Genomic DNA, 18,579 nt, shown 5'->3' with positions numbered 1-18,579 from the left:
TTACTTTAGCCCCTGATGAAAATTGCCGTAGTAATACTTAACTGGAACGGGCGCCATTTTCTGGAGCGGTTCCTGCCAGGCGTTATCGATAGCTGCCGGGACGTAGCCGACGTAATTGTTGCAGACAATGCTTCCACAGATGATTCGGTGGAATTTCTCAAAAACAATTTTCCGCAGGTAAGACTTATCCTCAACACCGAAAATTTTGGATTTGCCGAAGGCTACAATGCAGCGCTGCGACAGGTGGATTCGGAATATTATGTTTTGCTCAACAGCGATATCGAAGTTCCTCAAACTTGGCTACAGCCGGTAATTGCGCTGATGGATAGCGATGAAAACATTGCTGCCTGCCAGCCAAAAATCCTTTCTTTCGACGACCGTAGCGTTTTTGAATACGCAGGTGCCGGTGGCGGATTTATCGACCGTTATGGCTATCCGTTTTGTCGTGGCCGCGTCTTTCAGTCTATCGAAACGGATGAGGGGCAATACAACGACATCAGTGAAGTTTTTTGGGCTACGGGTGCTTGCATGTTTATCCGCGCCAGCCTGTATCATCAGGTGGGCGGCCTCGACAAGGACTTCTTTGCCCACATGGAAGAAATCGATATTTGTTGGCGGCTCAAGCAGCTTGGCTATAAAATAATGTATTGCGGCAAGTCGGAGGTGTATCATATCGGCGGTGGCTCGCTCGACAAATCCTCGCCACGCAAGACCTATCTCAACATCCGCAACAACAACATAATGCTCTACAAAAACCTCCCGGCCAACCAGTTGTATCAGGTGTTTTTCATGCGTTTTTTCCTCGATGTGGCAGCAGCCATTAAATTTCTTTTCGACGGTGGCTTCCGGCACTTTGTTGCTGTGACACGGGCGCACATGGGTTTTTATTACAAATACAAAATCAGTAAAAGGAAACGTCGGTTGATAGAGCAGCGCCACGTAAGCATGATCTACCAAGGCAACATTGCAATGGATCATTATGTAAAAGGTGTTAAAACCTTTGGCCAACTCGACGGGGAAAAGTTCAGCGGATAAGCGCAGGGCGCAGAGAGCATGGCGCAAGGCGCAAAGGGTGCGGCGCAAGGTGGAAGGCACGTAGCGTCGGTTGCAGGAATTTAAAGAGGACTTAAAATTGCCGGTGTTTGGACGAGGCTGCTGTGGCTGAGCTTGTCGAAGTCCTCGTCCGTTCTATTTTTACAGGCTATGCCTGTTTTTTTATTGATGGATTGAAATTTAGAATCAGATGCCGCCCTTTTCTTTGGGGCTGTAATTTAAGATTCCCTTCGACTTGGTTCGACTTCGCTCACCATCCGACGCTCAGGGAAGGCTTTATTCGATATTCCTTTTTCTTCTTCATTCCCAAATTTCTTTTTTTGAATATCGAACCGCAGAAGATCGAACCGCAGAATGAAGAAGTAAAAGAAGGCGAAAGCAGTGGGACTGTTGCCTGAAGACTGCGACCTGCCGCCTGCCGTCTTCATTCCATCCTGAAACTCTCGATAGCCAAAAGATAGCTTTTGAGGCCAAACCCTGAGATGGTGCCATGTGCCACCGGAGCGATAAAGGAGATTTGCCGGAAATCTTCGCGACTGAAAATATTGGAGATATGCACTTCAATCACCGGCACATCGATGGCTGCCACAGCATCGGCGATGGCCACAGAGGTATGCGTGTAAGCTCCCGCATTGAGGATGATGCCGTCGTATTTACCACACGCGGCATGCAGGTGGTCGATAAGCTCGCCCTCGATGTTGGACTGGCGGTAATCAAAATTAATTTCCGGATATTTCTTTTCGATCTTTTGCAGAAAAGAATCAAAATCTTCACTGCCGTAGATGTCGGTCTGGCGCGATCCCAGCAAATTGAGATTGGGTCCGTTGAGAATAAGGATTTTCATGAGATGTTCTTTTGGGGCAAAAATAATCCTTTCAGCGAAAGCTAAAACAAAACCAGGATTTCGATTCAATTTTGACTTTCGGGCGTCCAGAGGACCTCGAAACGTCAAAAAAGGTAGATCGCCTATATCTTTCCAAGACCTCGAAACGTCTTTAAAAAATCGAAACGTTATTGGCTAACTTTTACCAACATCCTGTCGACAAACCATGCTTTATTTACAAAACTGTTATCTTTGCCACCGAATCAACTAGGGGTGCCTTAATATTACGGGCTGAGATCATACTCATTGAACCTGCTCCGGGTAATGCCGGCGAAGGGAAAAGATGGCTTTTATTTGACCTTATTTCCTCTATTGATTTTTATTTCTGAATGTGTTGAACTAAAAATCAATCGACAATGACAAAAAACTTTTTTATGCTGCTGGCGGCATTGGCACTGCCAGGATTCCTCTGGGCGCAATTCACTTTTACGGGCTCCGTGCGCGATGCCGAAAGTGGTCAGTCGCTGCCCGGCGCACACGTGGTTATTGCAAACTCCTACCACAATGCGGTAACCGATCATCAGGGTAATTTCGTGATGAAAAACCTGGCTGCCGGTACCTTTCAGGTGGAGGTTACCTTTTTGGGTTACCAGAAAAAAACGGCCACAGTAGAATTGTCGCGTGACACCCGGATGGAGTTTGGGTTGCAACCTCGCACCATACTCGAAGATGAGGTGGTGATAACCGCCACACGCCTGAGTCAGAAAACGCCTGGTACGTGGCAGCAGGTGGGCCAGGAGGAACTTAAAACACAAAACCTGGGCAAAGACCTGCCCTTGCTGCTGCGATCTACACCAGCAACTGTTGTTACCACTGATGCAGGCGCCGGCGTAGGTTACAGCGGCATCCGCATCCGCGGCACCGACATCACACGCATCAACGTTACCGTGAACGGGATACCGATGAACGATCCCGAGTCGCAAGGTCTTTTTTGGGTAAATATGCCCGACCTGGCCAGTTCTGTTGATAACATACAAATACAGCGCGGCGTGGGCACCAGCACCAACGGGGCAGCAGCTTTTGGCGCAAGCATCAACATGCAGACACAAAAACTCCAGGCCGAACCGTATGCACGCATTAGCAGCTCGGCAGGAAGCTACCGGACTTTTAAAAATACGATCTCGTTTGGCTCAGGTTTGCTCAACGGTCGCTTTGCAATCGATGGCCGCCTTTCGAAAATTACGTCCGACGGATACATCGACAGGGCTTCTTCTGATCTTAAAAGTTTTTATCTCAGTGGCGGATATTATGGCGCCAAAACCATTGTGCGTGTTAACGTAACTTCGGGAAAACAAAAAACCTACCAGGCGTGGTATGGCATTCCTTCCGACAGCCTGGCCACCAACCGCACCTACAACCCCGCCGGCGAATACACGGATGATCAAGGGAAACTGGCTTATTACGACAACCAAACCGACAATTACCAGCAGAATCATTATCAGTTGTTGCTTTCGCAGATGGTAAGTCGCAAAATCAACATCAATGCTGCGGCCTTTTACGTGCGTGGCTATGGATATTATGAGAGCTATAAATCCAAAGGGAAATTTGCCAAATATGGTTTGGATAATGTGGTGGTGAATGGCGACACGATGCGCGCTTCTGATTTGATCGCACGCAAATATCTCGACAACGATTTTTATGGTTTTACCTTTTCAGGAAACTATAATAGTTTTGATAAGATCACGGCTTCTGTGGGTGGCGGCTGGAATTACTACGACGGCAACCATTACGGCAACGTGATCTGGAGCAAATATTCGGATGCCAATAACCTCGACAAGCGATGGTATGAAAATGAAGGCATAAAGAGACAATTTAATATTTATGGGAAAATTAATTATCAAATCACCAAAGTACTGAATGCTTTTGTTGATTTGCAGATGCGGGGAATTCACTACCAAATTGACGGCACGCACGACGATATGAGCGACATTACGCAGGAGCACGATTTCTTATTTTTTAATCCGAAGTTTGGCGCCATGTATCAGCCCAACAACCATCATCAGGTATATTTTTCGTTTGCCATCGCAAATCGTGAGCCTACGCGCAGCGACTTTCGCGATGCCGATGAAAACCACGAGCCGCAAGCTGAAAGGCTTACCGACTATGAGCTGGGTTACAATTACAGCGCGGGTAAGGTTCGTCTGAACATGAATTTGTATTATATGGATTACAAAGATCAACTGGTGCTCACCGGTGAAATAAACAAAACCGGCGCGCCCATTTTTACCAATGTGCCCGACAGCTATCGTGCGGGTGTGGAGTTGGTGGCGGGTGTAAAGGCCACCGGATGGCTGCATCTGGAAGCCAATGCCGCACTGAGCAGGAACCGGATAAAACAGTACGTGGCGTTTGTGGATAACTGGAGCCCGCCCTACCATCAGCTCGAAAACGAACTCACCGATACCGACCTTTCCTTTTCGCCTGATGTAGTGGCGGGAGGCACCATTCAGTTTATTCCCATCGAAAACCTATCGGTGGCAGTTGTTGCAAAATATGTGGGTCGTCAGTACATCGACAACACTTCGAGCGACAAGCGGATGATCGACGCTTATTTTGTGAATGACCTCAACATTAGCTATGGATTTGGAACTAAGTTGTTCAGCAGGGTGGAACTTTTTGCTAATATCTCTAACCTGTTCAGCACCAAATATTCGTCTAATGCGTGGGTTTATCGTTATTATTCCGAAGGCAACGAATACATGGACAACGGTTATTTCCCACAAGCACCCATCAACTTTCTGGCAGGCGCCACCATTTCGTTTTAGCGAGTGGTTTTTTTGCTGCGGCGAGCATTAATAAAACTATTGATGTAGATGATCATTGACGCCAAACCCCCTGCCAGCATGATGGCCACGCGAACCGTAGCTGCTGTGTCGCTGCGGCCAATGGCGGCGGTGAGCGGTTTTACAAGCGCTATCACCAGCAGCAGTGTAAGTGCTACCACGATGTGTGCTGTGTTTTTGTTTTCACGTTTCATCACCGGCGTCATAGCCAGAAACAAAACCCCAAAGGCAGTCGGAATAAAAGTGGTGAACGACGGTGAAGGGCTGGCAAAGTATCCCCACAGGCTAAGAACGATGAGCAAAATGGCAAAAATTAAATTCGTAATGTAAGGTCGCATAAGTTTTTCGTTGTTGATTGTTGATGGCATAACAAAGCCTTTATGGAAATGTTTGGGAGTTCCATTACGAACAAATATCCCGTGCGGATGAGATATGTGGAGAAATGCTTTCTGTCTTTTACTATTCCACCATAGTTTCTTTAAGATGCATGATGCGCAAGTCTTTTCGGAAATCTTCTGAAGCGCTATTTGTGGCAACAAAAACTTCCTTTGTTTCGCCGGCAGGCAAATCAAAGAAGTTGTCGGAAAAATGATTTTCGTCAGATTGATGCATCAAAAAGAGGTTTTTTACCAGTTTGTCTGCGCTTATCGCAATCTTTACACCACCATCTGCCTTTGAAACATCCAGCTTTATTTCCGGATCAGGCAGCAGCATATCCTTCGGGCTGACGAAATAATGCAGCGCTCTGTCGATTATTTGAACATCTTGCATCAGCCGCACACTTAGCAGCACTTCTTGTGGATTGGCTTTTGCCAAAATTTCAGGCATGCTTATCGCAAAAACTTCCTGTGCCTGGTTCGCCGGGATGGTGATCAGAATATTTTTATTAAATAAGGTGTCCCCATCAAAACTCATGACTTCCATTTGTAAAATGGCTTTTCGCGTTTCTGCCAAATCCGAAACCACTATAAATCGCAGTAGGCTGTCCGTTTGATCAACAGTGACTATTGTATTTTTAAACGCCTCTCTGGCGGCATAATGCAGCGCCTTCCATTGTCCATAGGAATCCATTCCCGACCACGATGCCACCGGCCACACATCGTTGAGTTGCCAGTAAAGTGAACCCATACAATAAGGCATGGCGCTGCGGTGCGCTTCGATAGCAGTGCGTATGGCTTCTGCTTGCAGGAGCTGGCTCACGTAGAGCAGCTGTTCGAAATCCTGCGGTACCACGTAGTCGTTTTCCATGTAGGCGCGGATGCGCTGGTTGCCAATGCCCGACCGCTGGTGTGCAGTCATCACCCCTGAGTCCAAATCCCAATCCTGTGGTTCGGTAAATTTGGCTACAGACGCCATTGTCGGGAACGACTGAAATCCGTACTCGCTCATAAAGCGGGCTTTGTATTTTTTATAATCAGCAAAAGGATGCTGGCCGTGCCATACACCCCAATAATGCACGTCGCCCGAGGGAGTGTCCTCGCCGGCGAGCTTACCCATGCCTGCCGAAGGCGAGGAGTGCCAGTAAGGTGTTTTTTCGTCGAGCTGTTGCACTAATTGCGGAAGGATGTTGTGAAAGAGCGTGTCGTATGCCTGCCAAATCTCTGCACGTTCGCCGGCGGAATGTCGTTGCTTCCAGCCCCAGCCGCGGTTTTCGTCATAAGGTCCCCAGGCGTTTTCTATTTCATTGTTGCCACACCAAAGTGCCAGACAAGGGTGGTTGCGCAGCCGCTTCACGTTGTCGGTTGCTTCGTGGTGGACGTTTTCCAGAAATGCGTTATCGCCGGGGTACATGGCGCAGGCAAACATAAAGTCCTGCCAAATCATGATGCCGTGGCGGTCGCAGAGATCATAAAAAAGATCATCTTCGTAAATGCCGCCCCCCCACACGCGTAGCATGTTCATGTTGGCATCGGCGGCAGCCTGAACTACTTGCTCATAATGCTGAGGAGTTACCCGCGGCAAAAAAATATCGTTGGGAATGTAATTGGCGCCCTTGGCGAAAACAGGTCTACCATTCACTTCAAAATAAAAACTCTCTCCAGCGCTGTCAGGCTCGCGTACCAGTTGCAAAGTACGCAGGCCAACGTCGATATGTGCAGTATCTGCCAGTGTCTTATCAATTATCAACTTCAGGGTGATGGGGTACAAAAACGCTTCACCCAAACCGTTTGGCCACCAGAGTTTCGGGTTATTAATTTCAAAATCCATTTCATAAAAATGTGACCCTGCCAGCAACTGCAACTTTTCGGAAGCAAGCTGACTATTTTGACACCATACTTCGATTGTTGCCGGTAGCAAAGTGTCAACTTTCACTTCCGTCACCATCGTCAGATTTGCATTTTCGTTGTCGAGTTGGTTTTGGATGATTTGTGCATCCTCAATCCGTGCCTGGCTCCAGGCTTCGATGCTGATCGGACGCCAGATGCCTGATGTAACAAGCCGCGGCCCCCAATCCCAGCCAAAATGATAACCCGCCTTTCGCGTAAAAATGCTCACCCGCTGCTTGCCAAGCCCGCCATTTTCCGACTGGTCGTTGTCAGCAGGTAACTGATAGCCCAGATCATCTAATTTTTGAAGTCCGATTTTGATGGGGGATTTCAGGACGATATGCAAATTATTTTCCGGTTTTAGATAAGGTTTGCAATCGATACGCCAGGTGCGGAACATGTTGTCGGCAGTAAGAATAAGAGTGTCGTTGAGGAAAACATCCGCGTAGGTGTCGAGTCCTTCAAAAACCAGCTCGATGTGTTGCTTTCGCAAAATATCTTCAGAGAGGATAAAACTGGCTTGATATTCCCAATCAACCTTGTCGATCCACTGCTGCTGCTTTTCGTTGAGGCGGTAAAACGGGTCTTCAATCATTTGGTTGGCCAGCAAATCGGTATGTACTGTGCCCGGAACAGTGGCAGGATGCCACCTGCTGCTGTCGGCCTGACGGAATTGCCAGTCGGTGCCAATAGCAGTTTTTATCACTTCCGTAAATGTGTTTTCAGTTCGGCTGCAAGCCAGGAGCATTGCGCTGATAAATAAGAAAAGGAGCCATTTTTTCATATCAAAAATATTTTTGCGCGAAGGTATTAATAATGACGATTTACGAAGGACGATTTATAAATGACGTTTACGATTAACCATTAACAAATAACGAATAACAAATAACGAATAACGATTCCCGATTTTATCTAAAAAGCACAAAAAAACCCTCTGCCAGACGGCAGAGGGTTTCTTTTAACAAATTTCAATCAAGCCTATCTAATAACCAGCTTCTCTACTCTGAGAACGCTGTCGCTGATAAACTTAATGAAGTAGACACCTTTGGCTTCGTTGCTCAGGTCGAGCTGCTGCGATTCCATCAGGTTGCCGTTGTAAACTTCCTGCCCCTGGGCATTCATTACAACGTAGTCGACTTGTGTATCAAGTCCGCTAACGGCGATGTTGAAGATGCCTGACGAAGGATTCGGATATATCGACAGGTTTTTCAGCGTGTTTTCGCCAATGGAGAGCGGAGCAAGTTTCAGGTCAGTAATTACTGACAGACCGTAGGCAGCAAAGGTGCTGCTGTTGGGAGCATCCAGGCTGTAGATCACATCCATGGTAAACTCTTCACCGGTTTCGGCACGGAAGACTTTGTAGGTGATGACGTTGCCGTCAACGAAGCCTTCAGCGCCAGGTGTAGAGATGTCGTCGCCAAAGAGTGTGAAGCCAAGATTAGCACCTGTGTATTCTACCAGACCGGCACAAACCGATCCGTTAGCAAAAGCACCAATCATGTCGCCGATGCGCAGGTTGTTGGTAGCTTTCTGATCAAATACTACCACATGGTTAACGCCAGTGTAGGTTACGTCGTTCCAGGAGGTGGTGTTGGCAGCTCTCAGCGGAGCGCTGAACATATTGCCCGAAGATTTGTCGCAGCCGGGATAAGTGTATTCTCCGGCTTCCGTAACATTCACGTAGTAAGCTTTGCCTGGTATCAGGTTGGTAAGTGTGTAAAGGTTGCCTTCCGGATAGTAAATTCCGTTTCCGGTGGGTTCCCATGCGATATCAAAACCATTGATGCTGCTAAATACGCCCTCGGCCAGGATGGAGCATTCCTGCAGAACAGAAATGAGGTTCCAGCCAGTTTGGAGGTAGATGGTCGGATCGGCCATTTCACCGCTGATGGTGAGGGTGCGCTCGGCAGTCATGTTGGTAAGATATCCATGGTTGTTACTGAACATACCGATGGTGTTGAGGCCATAGTCAGGATAGAATATCTCTTCGAAATGTTTCGTCATCACCATGTCGTCGACAACGGGAGCCATTACATCCGAAATGTCAGCGGGATCAACAAGTGCCATGTATGACGACCAGGCACTCCAGCCTTCTGTCAGAACGATATCCTGGCCCAGTAGAGCAGGACAATCGGTGATGAAGGTGAAGAATACCTCTCCGTTAGATGGGTTTTCGTAAAACTCAAAGTAATACAGTGAATTGTATTCGGGATCATATATCTCGAAAGCACATTCACCATCATACAAGCCACTATTCCAGATGAAAGAGGTTTCAGTAGCATCGCAGAGACTAACTTCTAAAATTTCCATGTCACCTGAGGCAAGTGTGTAGGTTCCAATTTCAGATCCACCCTGCATGATGGTAAAGCTTGCGCCGTTCCATCCGTCGCCAAATTGGTCGGTGAGAAGGAAGATGTAGTTGCAGCCTGCAGCACATAGCATGGAAGCACAAAGTTCATTAGATTGTGGAGTAACTACGTCGGGTTCGATGAACTGTCTGACGGTATAGCAATATTCCACATCGGGCAGTACTTCGTTATCAGTGTAGGTTTCCAGATAGGTTTGAGCAAGGAAGGCATCGTCGCGGAATACGTCGTAATAAGGAATAAAGGCTTCCTCACAGGTAAGTTCGGCGATGTAGTTGTTGGACATACCACAAGGATATCCTTCAAAAACCGAAATGCCAACAAAGAAGTAGTAAGTTCCTGGTACGAGTGTGACAGTAACAGAGGCTTCCTCACATGGTTCTGCAGTGGCTGCAGGGGAAATGCTTCCTGTGATGTTTTCACAACCGGCAACTCCCGGAACTGTTTGTTCGACAATACCAGCAACAGATGGGAATTCGGCAGTTACTGAGAAGGTTACAGTTTTTGGTTCTGTAATTTCCAGTTGGTACCAGTCTGTATCTCTGCGTTTGGAAGTTCCCACAAGATAGGTGCTGGAAGATCCCCAGATTACATCACCACAGTTTATAGTTGTAAACATAGGTTCATCCATATTACAGCCACCGTTGGTAACGTCTTCGCCTTCGTTTTCGATGCAGGGTTCGCCTTCCGCAATAGCACCGGCAGGCATTTCAAGAACGCATGCCTCTACACCTGTGATTTCCAAAATGTAATCACCGGCATTGGTGCTGTATCCGTAAACTTTAGCATACCAGGTCTGGCCGGCTTGCATAGGTCCTGTGGAGATGAATGACTGTGCTGCTTTGGCGTTGCATACCTGGCTGTCGTCATTGTAGTAAGCATAGGTAGCATCATCGCAGTTGTACCAAACTTCGAGTTTGGTGTCGAAGCTGGAGCCGCAAAGCGATACATCTACAGAGCCGAAATTCTGATCGGCAGTAAAGCTGTACCATACAGCTTCTGAAGGTTCGATGGCGCCTAATACCGGGTCATCATTTACGAAGCCATAATCTATTGCAGTAGTGCAGAGCTCGCCTGGCTCGGGGATAAATTCATCAATTGTGAATATAAGCTCGTCAATGCAGTTTGGTGTTGGCCAGGTATCCATCATCACATAATAAGTTCCGGCTTCCAGTGCGGTGGTAATAACTTTGTTGCCGGTAGAGCCTGTAATGAATGTTACACAGTTGGTCGAAATGGGGCATTCCTGAGTTATCAGCATGCCTGTCCAGGTTGTAGCAGTTGTAAGCGTAAGCTTCAACATCTTGGCTTCGGTGAGGGTAAACTGGTAAACAATATCCTCGCCGCCATCATAATTTCCTAAGCAGGTTTCTGAATAAGTATTACCACGTCCACAGGTTGTGTTGGTATCAACAACAGGTAAGGTAGTCACGTCGAGGATCCAGGGGTTATCACAATCGTCGCCAATTTCGCGTCCGGAAGTTGCTTTAGGTAACTCGTTGGTTATTCCGTGCGCTTGCTCGTCTTTATCAATAAGGGCAACATTGTTTTTGTATTCCATATTGGTAACCGAATAGCGTGCATCATTGTCGTAAGGAGCGGCTGGATTACCAGTCCATCCCAGATTGATTTCGCCAACACCACCATTTGCGTAAAGCAAAATGGGAGCAGCAAACTCGAGCAGGAAGTCCTGTGTAGTGGTTAGGTCGACAACAACGGTAACTTCGGCTGTTTGTGTGATATAGCCGGTTTTAGCAGCAGTAACCAAATAATCTCCTGCCTGAACTTCCAGTTCATAGAAACCATCTTCGTCGGTGGTAGTAGTATAACGAAGCTCATCAATAGTGATGGTAGCATTAGCTACAGGACCACGTGAGAGAGCATCGGTAACATGACCGGCAATGGTTCCGATAGCTGATATTTCCACGCTGAGTTGAACAGGAACTGTCAGTATAGGAGTTATCGGGTCGTTACTCATAAAATTGAGTTCCTTATTGTAGACACCGACTTCCATACCTTCTGAGTCGAAAGTAAGGGTAATGTCGGTGGATGCGCCGGGAGCCAGTGTTCCTTCAAGTAAATCAGCGGATAACCAGCTTTGGCCTACTGTTATGGTGTAATCTTCTACTTCACCATAACTTGCTACGCCACAGGGTGCCGGAGCAGTTGAATAGGTCAGGCGAACGCGCATACGGTAACTACCAGCGGGTGTTCCTTCAGGAACTGTAATATCACCCGTAAAGGTTGCAGCTCCGTCATCAGTGGTGAGAATGAACTCTTCGCTGGTGCCAACACCAAAGGTGTAATCCAGGTTCCAGTCAACCCAGCAGGTTGCCTTGTCAGAAGAGGAGGGGCTGCCATTGGTAACGATAATGGGTTCGGAAGCGCCGGGGGCGATGTTAGTTGAGATATCTGTGTAATCGCTAATAGCACTCTGCCATCCGCTGGGGTTGTTGATGTCACCACAAAGTACGTTTGAAATAAACTCGTCCTCATAGTTGGTAGAGGCATCGCAGTATTCACCATCAGGCTCTAATGCAAGGATCCAATCCAGTTCGCCTGCTCCATTGTTGGTAAGGGTTACTGTTTGTGTAGTGATCTGTGCAGGTGGAATTATATGTGTCTCGGTAATCGAAGCAGGATTAACTGCGATTTCGGGCGTCTGCGGTACGGTAGTGCATAGCTCGTTCGACATACCGGTTTCAAAGCCTACTGCTGGTACTTCAGAAACGGTGTAACAATAAGTTTCACCGTTGGTGATGTCTGCCTGATCGTAGTAGTTCATTAAGTAAGACTCGGCAATCTGTTCGCCATCACGATACACATTAAAGTGTGGCAGGAAGACGCTTTCGCTGGTAAGCTCAGCAATGTAGTTGTTGGAGGTTCCACAAGGGTAGCCTTCGAATACAGAAACGCCAACAAATAGATAGTAAGTACCTGGAATAAGTGTACTGGAAACAATAAATTCCTCGCAGGGATCGGCTAGTTCAGCCGGGGAGATGGATCCTGTAATGTTTTCGCAGCCAGGTACTCCCGGAATGGTTTGCTCAATAAATCCGGCAACAACCGGGAATTCAGCAATTACTGTCAGGGTCACTGTTTTTGGTTCGGTAATCACCAGTTCGTACCAGTCAGTATCTCTGCTTTTGGAAGCTCCAACGAGATAGGTGCTGCCAGTACCCCAGATTACATCACCTAAATTGATCGGTGTAAACATAGGATTATCCATATTACAGCCGCCGTTGGTAACGTCTTCGCCCTCGTCTTCAATGCAAGGCTCGCCTTCGGCAATGGCGCCGGCGGGCATCTCAAGAATACAAGGTTCAATTTCAGTAACATTAAGTGTGAAGTCGAAGCAGTCTGGTTGAGGATAGGTATCGAGCATGAAATAATAAGAAGTTCCTGCTACCAGATCAACCACCATGGTTTTCGGTCCGGAAGCACCTGTGATAAAACTAACGCAATTCATTCCTATCGGACATTCCTCTGTTATCAGCATTCCTGTCCATGTAGCGGTAGTTGTCATATCGAACTCTACCTTCATGTTTTCGGTTGGCACAATCTGATAAACGATGTCCTGGCCTCCGTCATAGCTTCCCAGACAGGTTTCCATATAGGTATTACCACGTCCACATGTCGTATTCTCATCCGTATAGGGCAATGCGTCAATCACGATCGGGTTGTCGCAGTTGTCGCCTGGCTGGACTACGAATTCTTCAATTGTGAGTGTAAACTCCGGGATGCAATCTGGTGCTGCCCATGTATCAATCATTACATAATAAGTTCCTGCTTCCAATACGGCTTGCATCATTTTGTTGCCTCCGGAACCTGTAACGAATGTCACACAATTGGTTGAGATGGGGCATTCCTGAGTTATCAGCATGCCTGTATAGGATGTAGTTGTAGCTAGCGTGAACTTCAAATCTTTGGTTTCGGTGAGAGTGAATTGATAAACGATGTCTTCGCCGCTGTCATAGCTCCCTAGGCAGGTTTCTTCATAATTGTTTCCACGTCCGCAGGTTGTATTAACGTCAACTACGGGCAGTGTAGTCATATCGAGAATGATGGGATTGTCACAATCGTCGCCAACAGCGCGTCCGGAAGTTGCTTTAGGCACTTCGTTGGTTATTCCGTGAGCTGACTCTTTTTTCTCGCTCATCAACTCCACATTGGATGTAGTATAGATTCCCGGTTTAGCATCGGTAGGATAATTTGTGCCTTTTTCCCACACCAGCTCTACGCCTAAGAAATCGGGTTCGGCAGAAACGAGTACAGGAGGAGGCAGGATACCCACTGTGGCAGGGCCGGCAGCTTCTGATTCGCCTTCTGTGTAAACAGCAGTAACAGTGTACGCATAGGTGCCGCCTTCAAGATTGAGATCATCAATTTCTGTAGTTGAAGCGTCGGTGTTTACAAGGAAATCTCCATTACGGTAAACGTTAAAACCAGTCAGAGCACGATTTGCGCCGGTATATTCTATGGGTGCAATGGGTGTGCTGATGTTTCCGTGAACGGCTCTGCTTTGATGAGATACCGTTGTTGCGCCTTCGATGATAGGAGCCTGAACAAGTATGCGTTCACCACCATCCAGTGGGTCGGCCATAATCCAGAGATCCATCAGGAAGTTACCAATTGTACCAGGGTTCAAGTTCGAAAAGTCGCTGATTGGACCGAAGAATGAGTTGGTAGTTGTAGCGTTATCATCTGACGAAAGATTGGGGAAAGCATCATTAGCTGCATTGCCCATCGGCTCAAGAAAAATCCCTACAAGTCCGCTTTCAGGAATTGATCCCAGAGGAACATTTACTTCCCATTTATCATCACCGGTGGTTTGCAGGACCGGTGTCGAGGAAATCAACGTGTAGGTATCCCAATCTACAATATGCAATTTGTAATCCCAAATTCCCATCGTACCCCATGAGGCATGGTGATAATCTGCTTTTTCGATGGTTACGTTGGTAAATCCACTTACGTCATAAACAACACCGTAAACATAATCCCATAATTCAAAATAGGCATTATTAGGGGTGCCCAGGTGATACGACAATTCGTATAGTCCACCACCAGTGCCTCCTTCGGGAGCGACCCAGCTAAGATTTACATTCACGAAATCTTCAACTACAGCCTGCAAGTTTGTTGGAGGTGCGAGTGGTTTAGTCAGTTCGAAGTTAGCTATTACAGTTTGGCCTTCGCCAACGGTAACTTCCTGCGATTCTGAAGTATAACCATCCAGTGCAGCAGTTACATCATAAGTGCCTGATGCCACATTGGTGATGGAATAAGCGCCAGAAGCATCGGTAGTAGCAGTGTAGCCTTCGGGCTCAGTAGTAATTGTAACACCTTGGAGTGGTGCGCTGGTGGAAGCATCAGTAACAATGCCTTCTATAGTGCCAACGCCGGCGGTTGTGAAAGTCCATCTCGGGCCTTTGGTGGTAGCAATGGAATTTCTTGCATAGACACGCCAGTTATATTCCTTGTCAGCCATTAAGGTTAACGGAACGTCAGCCAGATCGAACGATGAACCTGTAAACCACTCTGATTTATAGACAGTAGTTGTAAAGGGCCCTGTAACTGTGCGTATATTAACCTGCACCTCTGAAGTGCCTGCTCCGTTGGTCCAGCTCAGTTCGGGCTGCAATGAAACCAATGTAGCGCCAGAGGGCGGTATCGGATTATATGGAGGCAATGGTGCGCCTGGTTCGGTGACGATCATTGATACGGGCACTATCACACTGCCGTCGGTAGGCTCCTGGCCATTGTGGGTAATCTTAATATCGGCAAGGTAGGTACCCATGGGCAATTCACCAGCATCGAAAGTAACTTCAACATCAGTTGATTCGCCGGGGTTGACAACACCACTTGAAATATCAAGGGTTAGCCATGAATCTGAATCAGCAAGCTCGAGTATCCAGGCAATCTCGTTCTGTACAATACCCATAATTACCCATTTTCCGGGAACTGCCAGGTTGGTGATATTAAGACCGCCGCTGGTTCCTCCTGGAAGAACAGTGATGCCTGTAGTAGTAACATCAAAGCTTTCGATTACACTTCCTGTAGTAATATTAATTTTATTAATGATATGAGCACCTGTACTGGTGGAAGGCGTGTATGCCCATAAGTAGGGGCCATCAGGAGAAACGTTATCATAAGCAAGGCCTGACATGCCACCAAGTGTTGTGGTTACAGTTTGCAAAACGGTTCCTTCGCGGCTTATCTGTCTGAATGGACCGCTGAAGCTTGATCCTGCTACCCAAAAGGCGTCATCATCTTCATCGTAAGCAATACCTCGAATAGCGTTGCCTGATGCTACAATAGTGCTTACAAGGGTTTGTGTTTCGAAGTCCATCTGATAAATTAAATCGCTGTTGGGTGAACCATAGAAATACTGACCATCATACGTCAGGTCTCTGGTTAATCCGGCTCCAGGAATAGAGAAGGATTCTATGTGATTACCCTCCATGTCATATTTATCATATTGATTAGCGTTCCATCTGCCGGTGTAGATAAAGTTTCCGTCAGTTGCTGAAGAGTATGTCCCGCCCACGTCAAATAGAGGGAACGAACCCAAAAGATCATACATAGCGTCCGTCGAAACCGGATTGCCATGAGTAGAATTGGGGTCTGTTTCATCAACGTTTGCATTTGGTTTCATCTTTTTCTGTTGTGTATTCAGGAAGTAGAAGTCGGATGGCTCCTGCAGTTGAATTTGAGCTTTCCAGTTCAATGGACCGGTACCCTCTGCATTGGAAATGGTGAGCATTTGTGTTGCCGTTTCACCAGACAAAATATTCTGCAGCAGGCTTTCGGGTGTAACCGAGATGGTAGCATAACCCAGGGTAAAGTCTTGTGCAATAGTTTGGTCAGCCAGAATCTCAACACCTTCTACTGTTACCGGGAAATAGCCTTCGGCTTCGCAGGTAACATCGTAGATGCCGGTCATCATGTTTTCGATGATGTAATAACCGCTGGCATCGGTGTAGGTCTGGTGATCGTCGGCAGTTATCAGGGCGCCTTCTATCGGGCCACGGGTAGCCTCTGTTACGGTGCCTTCAAGGTTGCCAACTTGCGGAACGAAAACATGGATATCGTCCATGTACCAGTTGTTCATGTTAAAAGTATAACCGTCAACAAAAAACGCAAACTGGAAAGTAGGTGAGCCTACATCACTATTATTTACATCGATCAAAACCTCTTCGGGGCCTATGTTGCCCACCGGATCGACGACTTCCCAAATGGTGTTCCAGGTGGTTCCGTCCGAGGTGGTTTTCATCCCAAAGGTAAACGGAACTGCGTAATCGTCGTAGTAGTGTTTAAATTCGATAGCCAGTGATGTTTCACCTGTGGTATTGATAACGGGAGAAACCATCAATGCTTCGCCTGTAAAGGAGGGTGAGTATCCGAATCTTAATTCAGGAGCTGTGCCCAATGCATTGGAACTGTTTGAGATGGTCCAGTTGGTGGTGGCCAGACCTGCTTTGCTCCAGCAAATGGGGAATGAGCCGGTAGCAGCTCCATCGAAGTTTTCCAGGAAAGGAAGATCAAACGGATCGCAGAGTGTGACAAAAGCAACAGGGCCTGACCAGACACTCACATCGCCACCACAATCGGCTCTTACATAAAACTCGTGAGTAGTTGCGCTGGTAAGTCCGGTTACTGTGTAAGGGTTTACCGTAACGCCGGCAACTGTTGTTCCTCCGGTTTGCGGATCGAAGCCTGACGTGCCATAAACAATATCCCATGTAGTTTCGTCGCCCTGGGCAGTCCAGCCCAAAAGTGCCGTATTGTTGGTGATATTTGAAACAGTCAGTTCGATGGGTTCGATACAATCGGGCAATTCTTCAATTACAATATCATCAATGTAAATGGTTTGTGATTTGCCCATGTTGCCATGTTTAAAGACAATGTAACTGTCAGTTCCTGCATAATCGGCAAAGCTTACCTGGAAGGGTGAGTGATCGCCCGTAGGGGAGACTTCACCAACCATTGTAAAAGTAGCCGGGTCAGTAGGATCGCTCAGGGTTCCAATCAGCAAACTGTAGTTGGCGCCACCTCTTGCAGAAAACATTACCCGGTTGCCTGCCAACGGGTCGGAAATTTCCGGTGTGATCAACAGTATTTCGGCAGTATCAGCAGTGGAGTTGTAAAGTTTAACAGAGTTAGGAGGTGAAACCGGGTATAGTGTGGTTGTTTGAACATTTGCAAAGGTGTTGGTTGTGTTAGTAACAATCGAGCTCCAACAAAGCGGAAGCTCAGGAGTAGTCACATAGGTGAAATGTTCTATCAAAGGAAGGCTGACGGAAGTACACAGGGTGTTAAAGAGTTTTGGGCCAGCCCAGAGGCTCACTTCATCTTCGCCACAAACAGCTCTTACATAATATTCATAAACTGTGGAAGGAGTCAGGTTTTCGAGGACATAAGGATTCGATTCAATTCCTGTAACAAGCGTTCCTTCAGTTTCAGGGTCGAAACCTGCAGTTCCGTAGAGTACGTCCCACATGGTCTCGGTATTGCCGGCTGTCCAGCCAAGCTCAATGCTGTTGATGGTAGGATTTTGGGCGGTCAGACCAGTTGGTTTTGGACATGTTGGCACCATCATGGGTGGACCGATAAAATCATCTACATAAAGTGACCAATCATAGGCACCCAAGTATCTTACGGCAAGGTAAACCACGGCATCGCCATAGGAATCCAGTGAATAGGTTTTCTGGACATATTCGCCCAGCATGCCGTCGCCACTATCTATTATAGTGAACGAGGCGGGACTTGTATTGGTGGTCGAAACCAATACCTCCCAGGGGTCGGCATACGTGGCACTGTAGGTTCTTAGCCAAAAACTGATTTCATCAGTAGTGGCCGAAGTAACATACAGCGGGGGTGTAATCAGCCAGTCGTTGTTATTTAACGAACTGGTTTCATATCCAATCCTTGCACTGTGTGTGCCAGTGCGTGGATAAGTGGTACTGGATACCCATTGATTGGCTCCCCCATCCAAATTCAGGACAGTCCAATTATCGGGAATCCCGTCCTCAAAACCTTCGTTCAGGTTTGGACCTGGCACTTGTCCCCAGATGCCTCCGGTAACAAATAGTAGTAAAATTAGTAAACTTGAAAATTTCATAAAAGTGTTTTTTTAATTAATAATTAAGAAAGTTCTAGTATAAAAAGTATTCTTGCAAAAATACTAAATCTTCTGGAAAAACAAGCCGGCAGCTTTAAGTAGTTTTCTT

The 18,579-nt window shown here is 47.1% G+C and carries 7 protein-coding genes and 1 riboswitch; of the genes, 3 read left to right on the top strand and 4 right to left on the bottom strand.

Features of this window, described 5'->3' with window-relative positions; all coding sequences use genetic code 11:
• Positions 1-15: 15 nt before the first annotated feature.
• Positions 16-1,035, top strand: a complete 1,020-nt coding sequence (locus VFC92_04575) for a glycosyltransferase family 2 protein (protein HZK07455.1) — start codon at positions 16-18, stop codon at positions 1,033-1,035.
• Positions 1,036-1,142: 107 nt separating this feature from the next.
• Positions 1,143-1,451 (top strand): hypothetical protein, encoded by a 309-nt coding sequence (locus VFC92_04570; GenBank protein HZK07454.1) that lies wholly within the window; start codon positions 1,143-1,145, stop codon positions 1,449-1,451.
• 26 nt (positions 1,452-1,477) lie between these two features.
• Here VFC92_04570 and aroQ read toward each other — a convergent pair whose 3' ends face one another.
• Positions 1,478-1,897, bottom strand: coding sequence for a type II 3-dehydroquinate dehydratase (gene aroQ, locus VFC92_04565; protein ID HZK07453.1), 420 nt, complete (start codon positions 1,895-1,897; stop codon positions 1,478-1,480).
• Between the two features lie 238 nt (positions 1,898-2,135).
• Positions 2,136-2,234, top strand: a riboswitch (TPP riboswitch).
• Positions 2,235-2,292: 58 nt separating this feature from the next.
• Between aroQ and VFC92_04560 the strand changes: the two genes are divergently transcribed.
• Complete coding sequence (locus VFC92_04560; GenBank protein HZK07452.1) at positions 2,293-4,701, top strand: TonB-dependent receptor; 2,409 nt, start codon at positions 2,293-2,295, stop codon at positions 4,699-4,701.
• Here the strand turns inward: VFC92_04560 and VFC92_04555 are convergent.
• The 3 genes from VFC92_04555 to VFC92_04545 all read right to left on the bottom strand — a co-directional run bounded on the left by VFC92_04555 (position 4,698) and on the right by VFC92_04545 (position 18,470).
• Positions 4,698-5,087: a hypothetical protein gene (locus tag VFC92_04555; GenBank protein ID HZK07451.1), complete on the bottom strand. Its 390-nt coding sequence runs from the start codon at positions 5,085-5,087 to the stop codon at positions 4,698-4,700. The genes VFC92_04560 and VFC92_04555 overlap by 4 nt on opposite strands.
• 91 nt (positions 5,088-5,178) lie before the next feature.
• The gene (locus VFC92_04550; GenBank protein ID HZK07450.1) at positions 5,179-7,770 is read right to left on the bottom strand and encodes a glycoside hydrolase family 2 protein; all 2,592 of its coding nucleotides are present in this window, start codon (positions 7,768-7,770) and stop codon (positions 5,179-5,181) included.
• A gap of 194 nt (positions 7,771-7,964) precedes the next feature.
• The gene (locus tag VFC92_04545; protein ID HZK07449.1) at positions 7,965-18,470 is read right to left on the bottom strand and encodes a carboxypeptidase regulatory-like domain-containing protein; all 10,506 of its coding nucleotides are present in this window, start codon (positions 18,468-18,470) and stop codon (positions 7,965-7,967) included.
• Between the last annotated feature and the right edge of the window lie 109 nt (positions 18,471-18,579).

It is taken from the genome of Bacteroidales bacterium (assembly GCA_035647615.1).
Lineage (GTDB): Bacteria > Bacteroidota > Bacteroidia > Bacteroidales > 4484-276 > SABY01.
The sequence above is the reverse complement of the archived record's forward strand: the minus strand, read 5'-3'. Positions and strand labels throughout refer to the sequence as shown.

Excerpts from the sequence above, each read along its gene's own strand:
- VFC92_04545 (HZK07449.1), bottom strand. The coding sequence starts at position 18,470 with ATGAAATTTTCAAGTTTACTAATTTTACTACTATTTGTTACCGGAGGC.
- VFC92_04550 (HZK07450.1), bottom strand. The coding sequence starts at position 7,770 with ATGAAAAAATGGCTCCTTTTCTTATTTATCAGCGCAATGCTCCTGGCT.
- aroQ (HZK07453.1), bottom strand. The coding sequence starts at position 1,897 with ATGAAAATCCTTATTCTCAACGGACCCAATCTCAATTTGCTGGGATCG.
- VFC92_04555 (HZK07451.1), bottom strand. The coding sequence starts at position 5,087 with ATGCCATCAACAATCAACAACGAAAAACTTATGCGACCTTACATTACG.
- VFC92_04575 (HZK07455.1), top strand. The coding sequence starts at position 16 with ATGAAAATTGCCGTAGTAATACTTAACTGGAACGGGCGCCATTTTCTG.
- VFC92_04560 (HZK07452.1), top strand. The coding sequence starts at position 2,293 with ATGACAAAAAACTTTTTTATGCTGCTGGCGGCATTGGCACTGCCAGGA.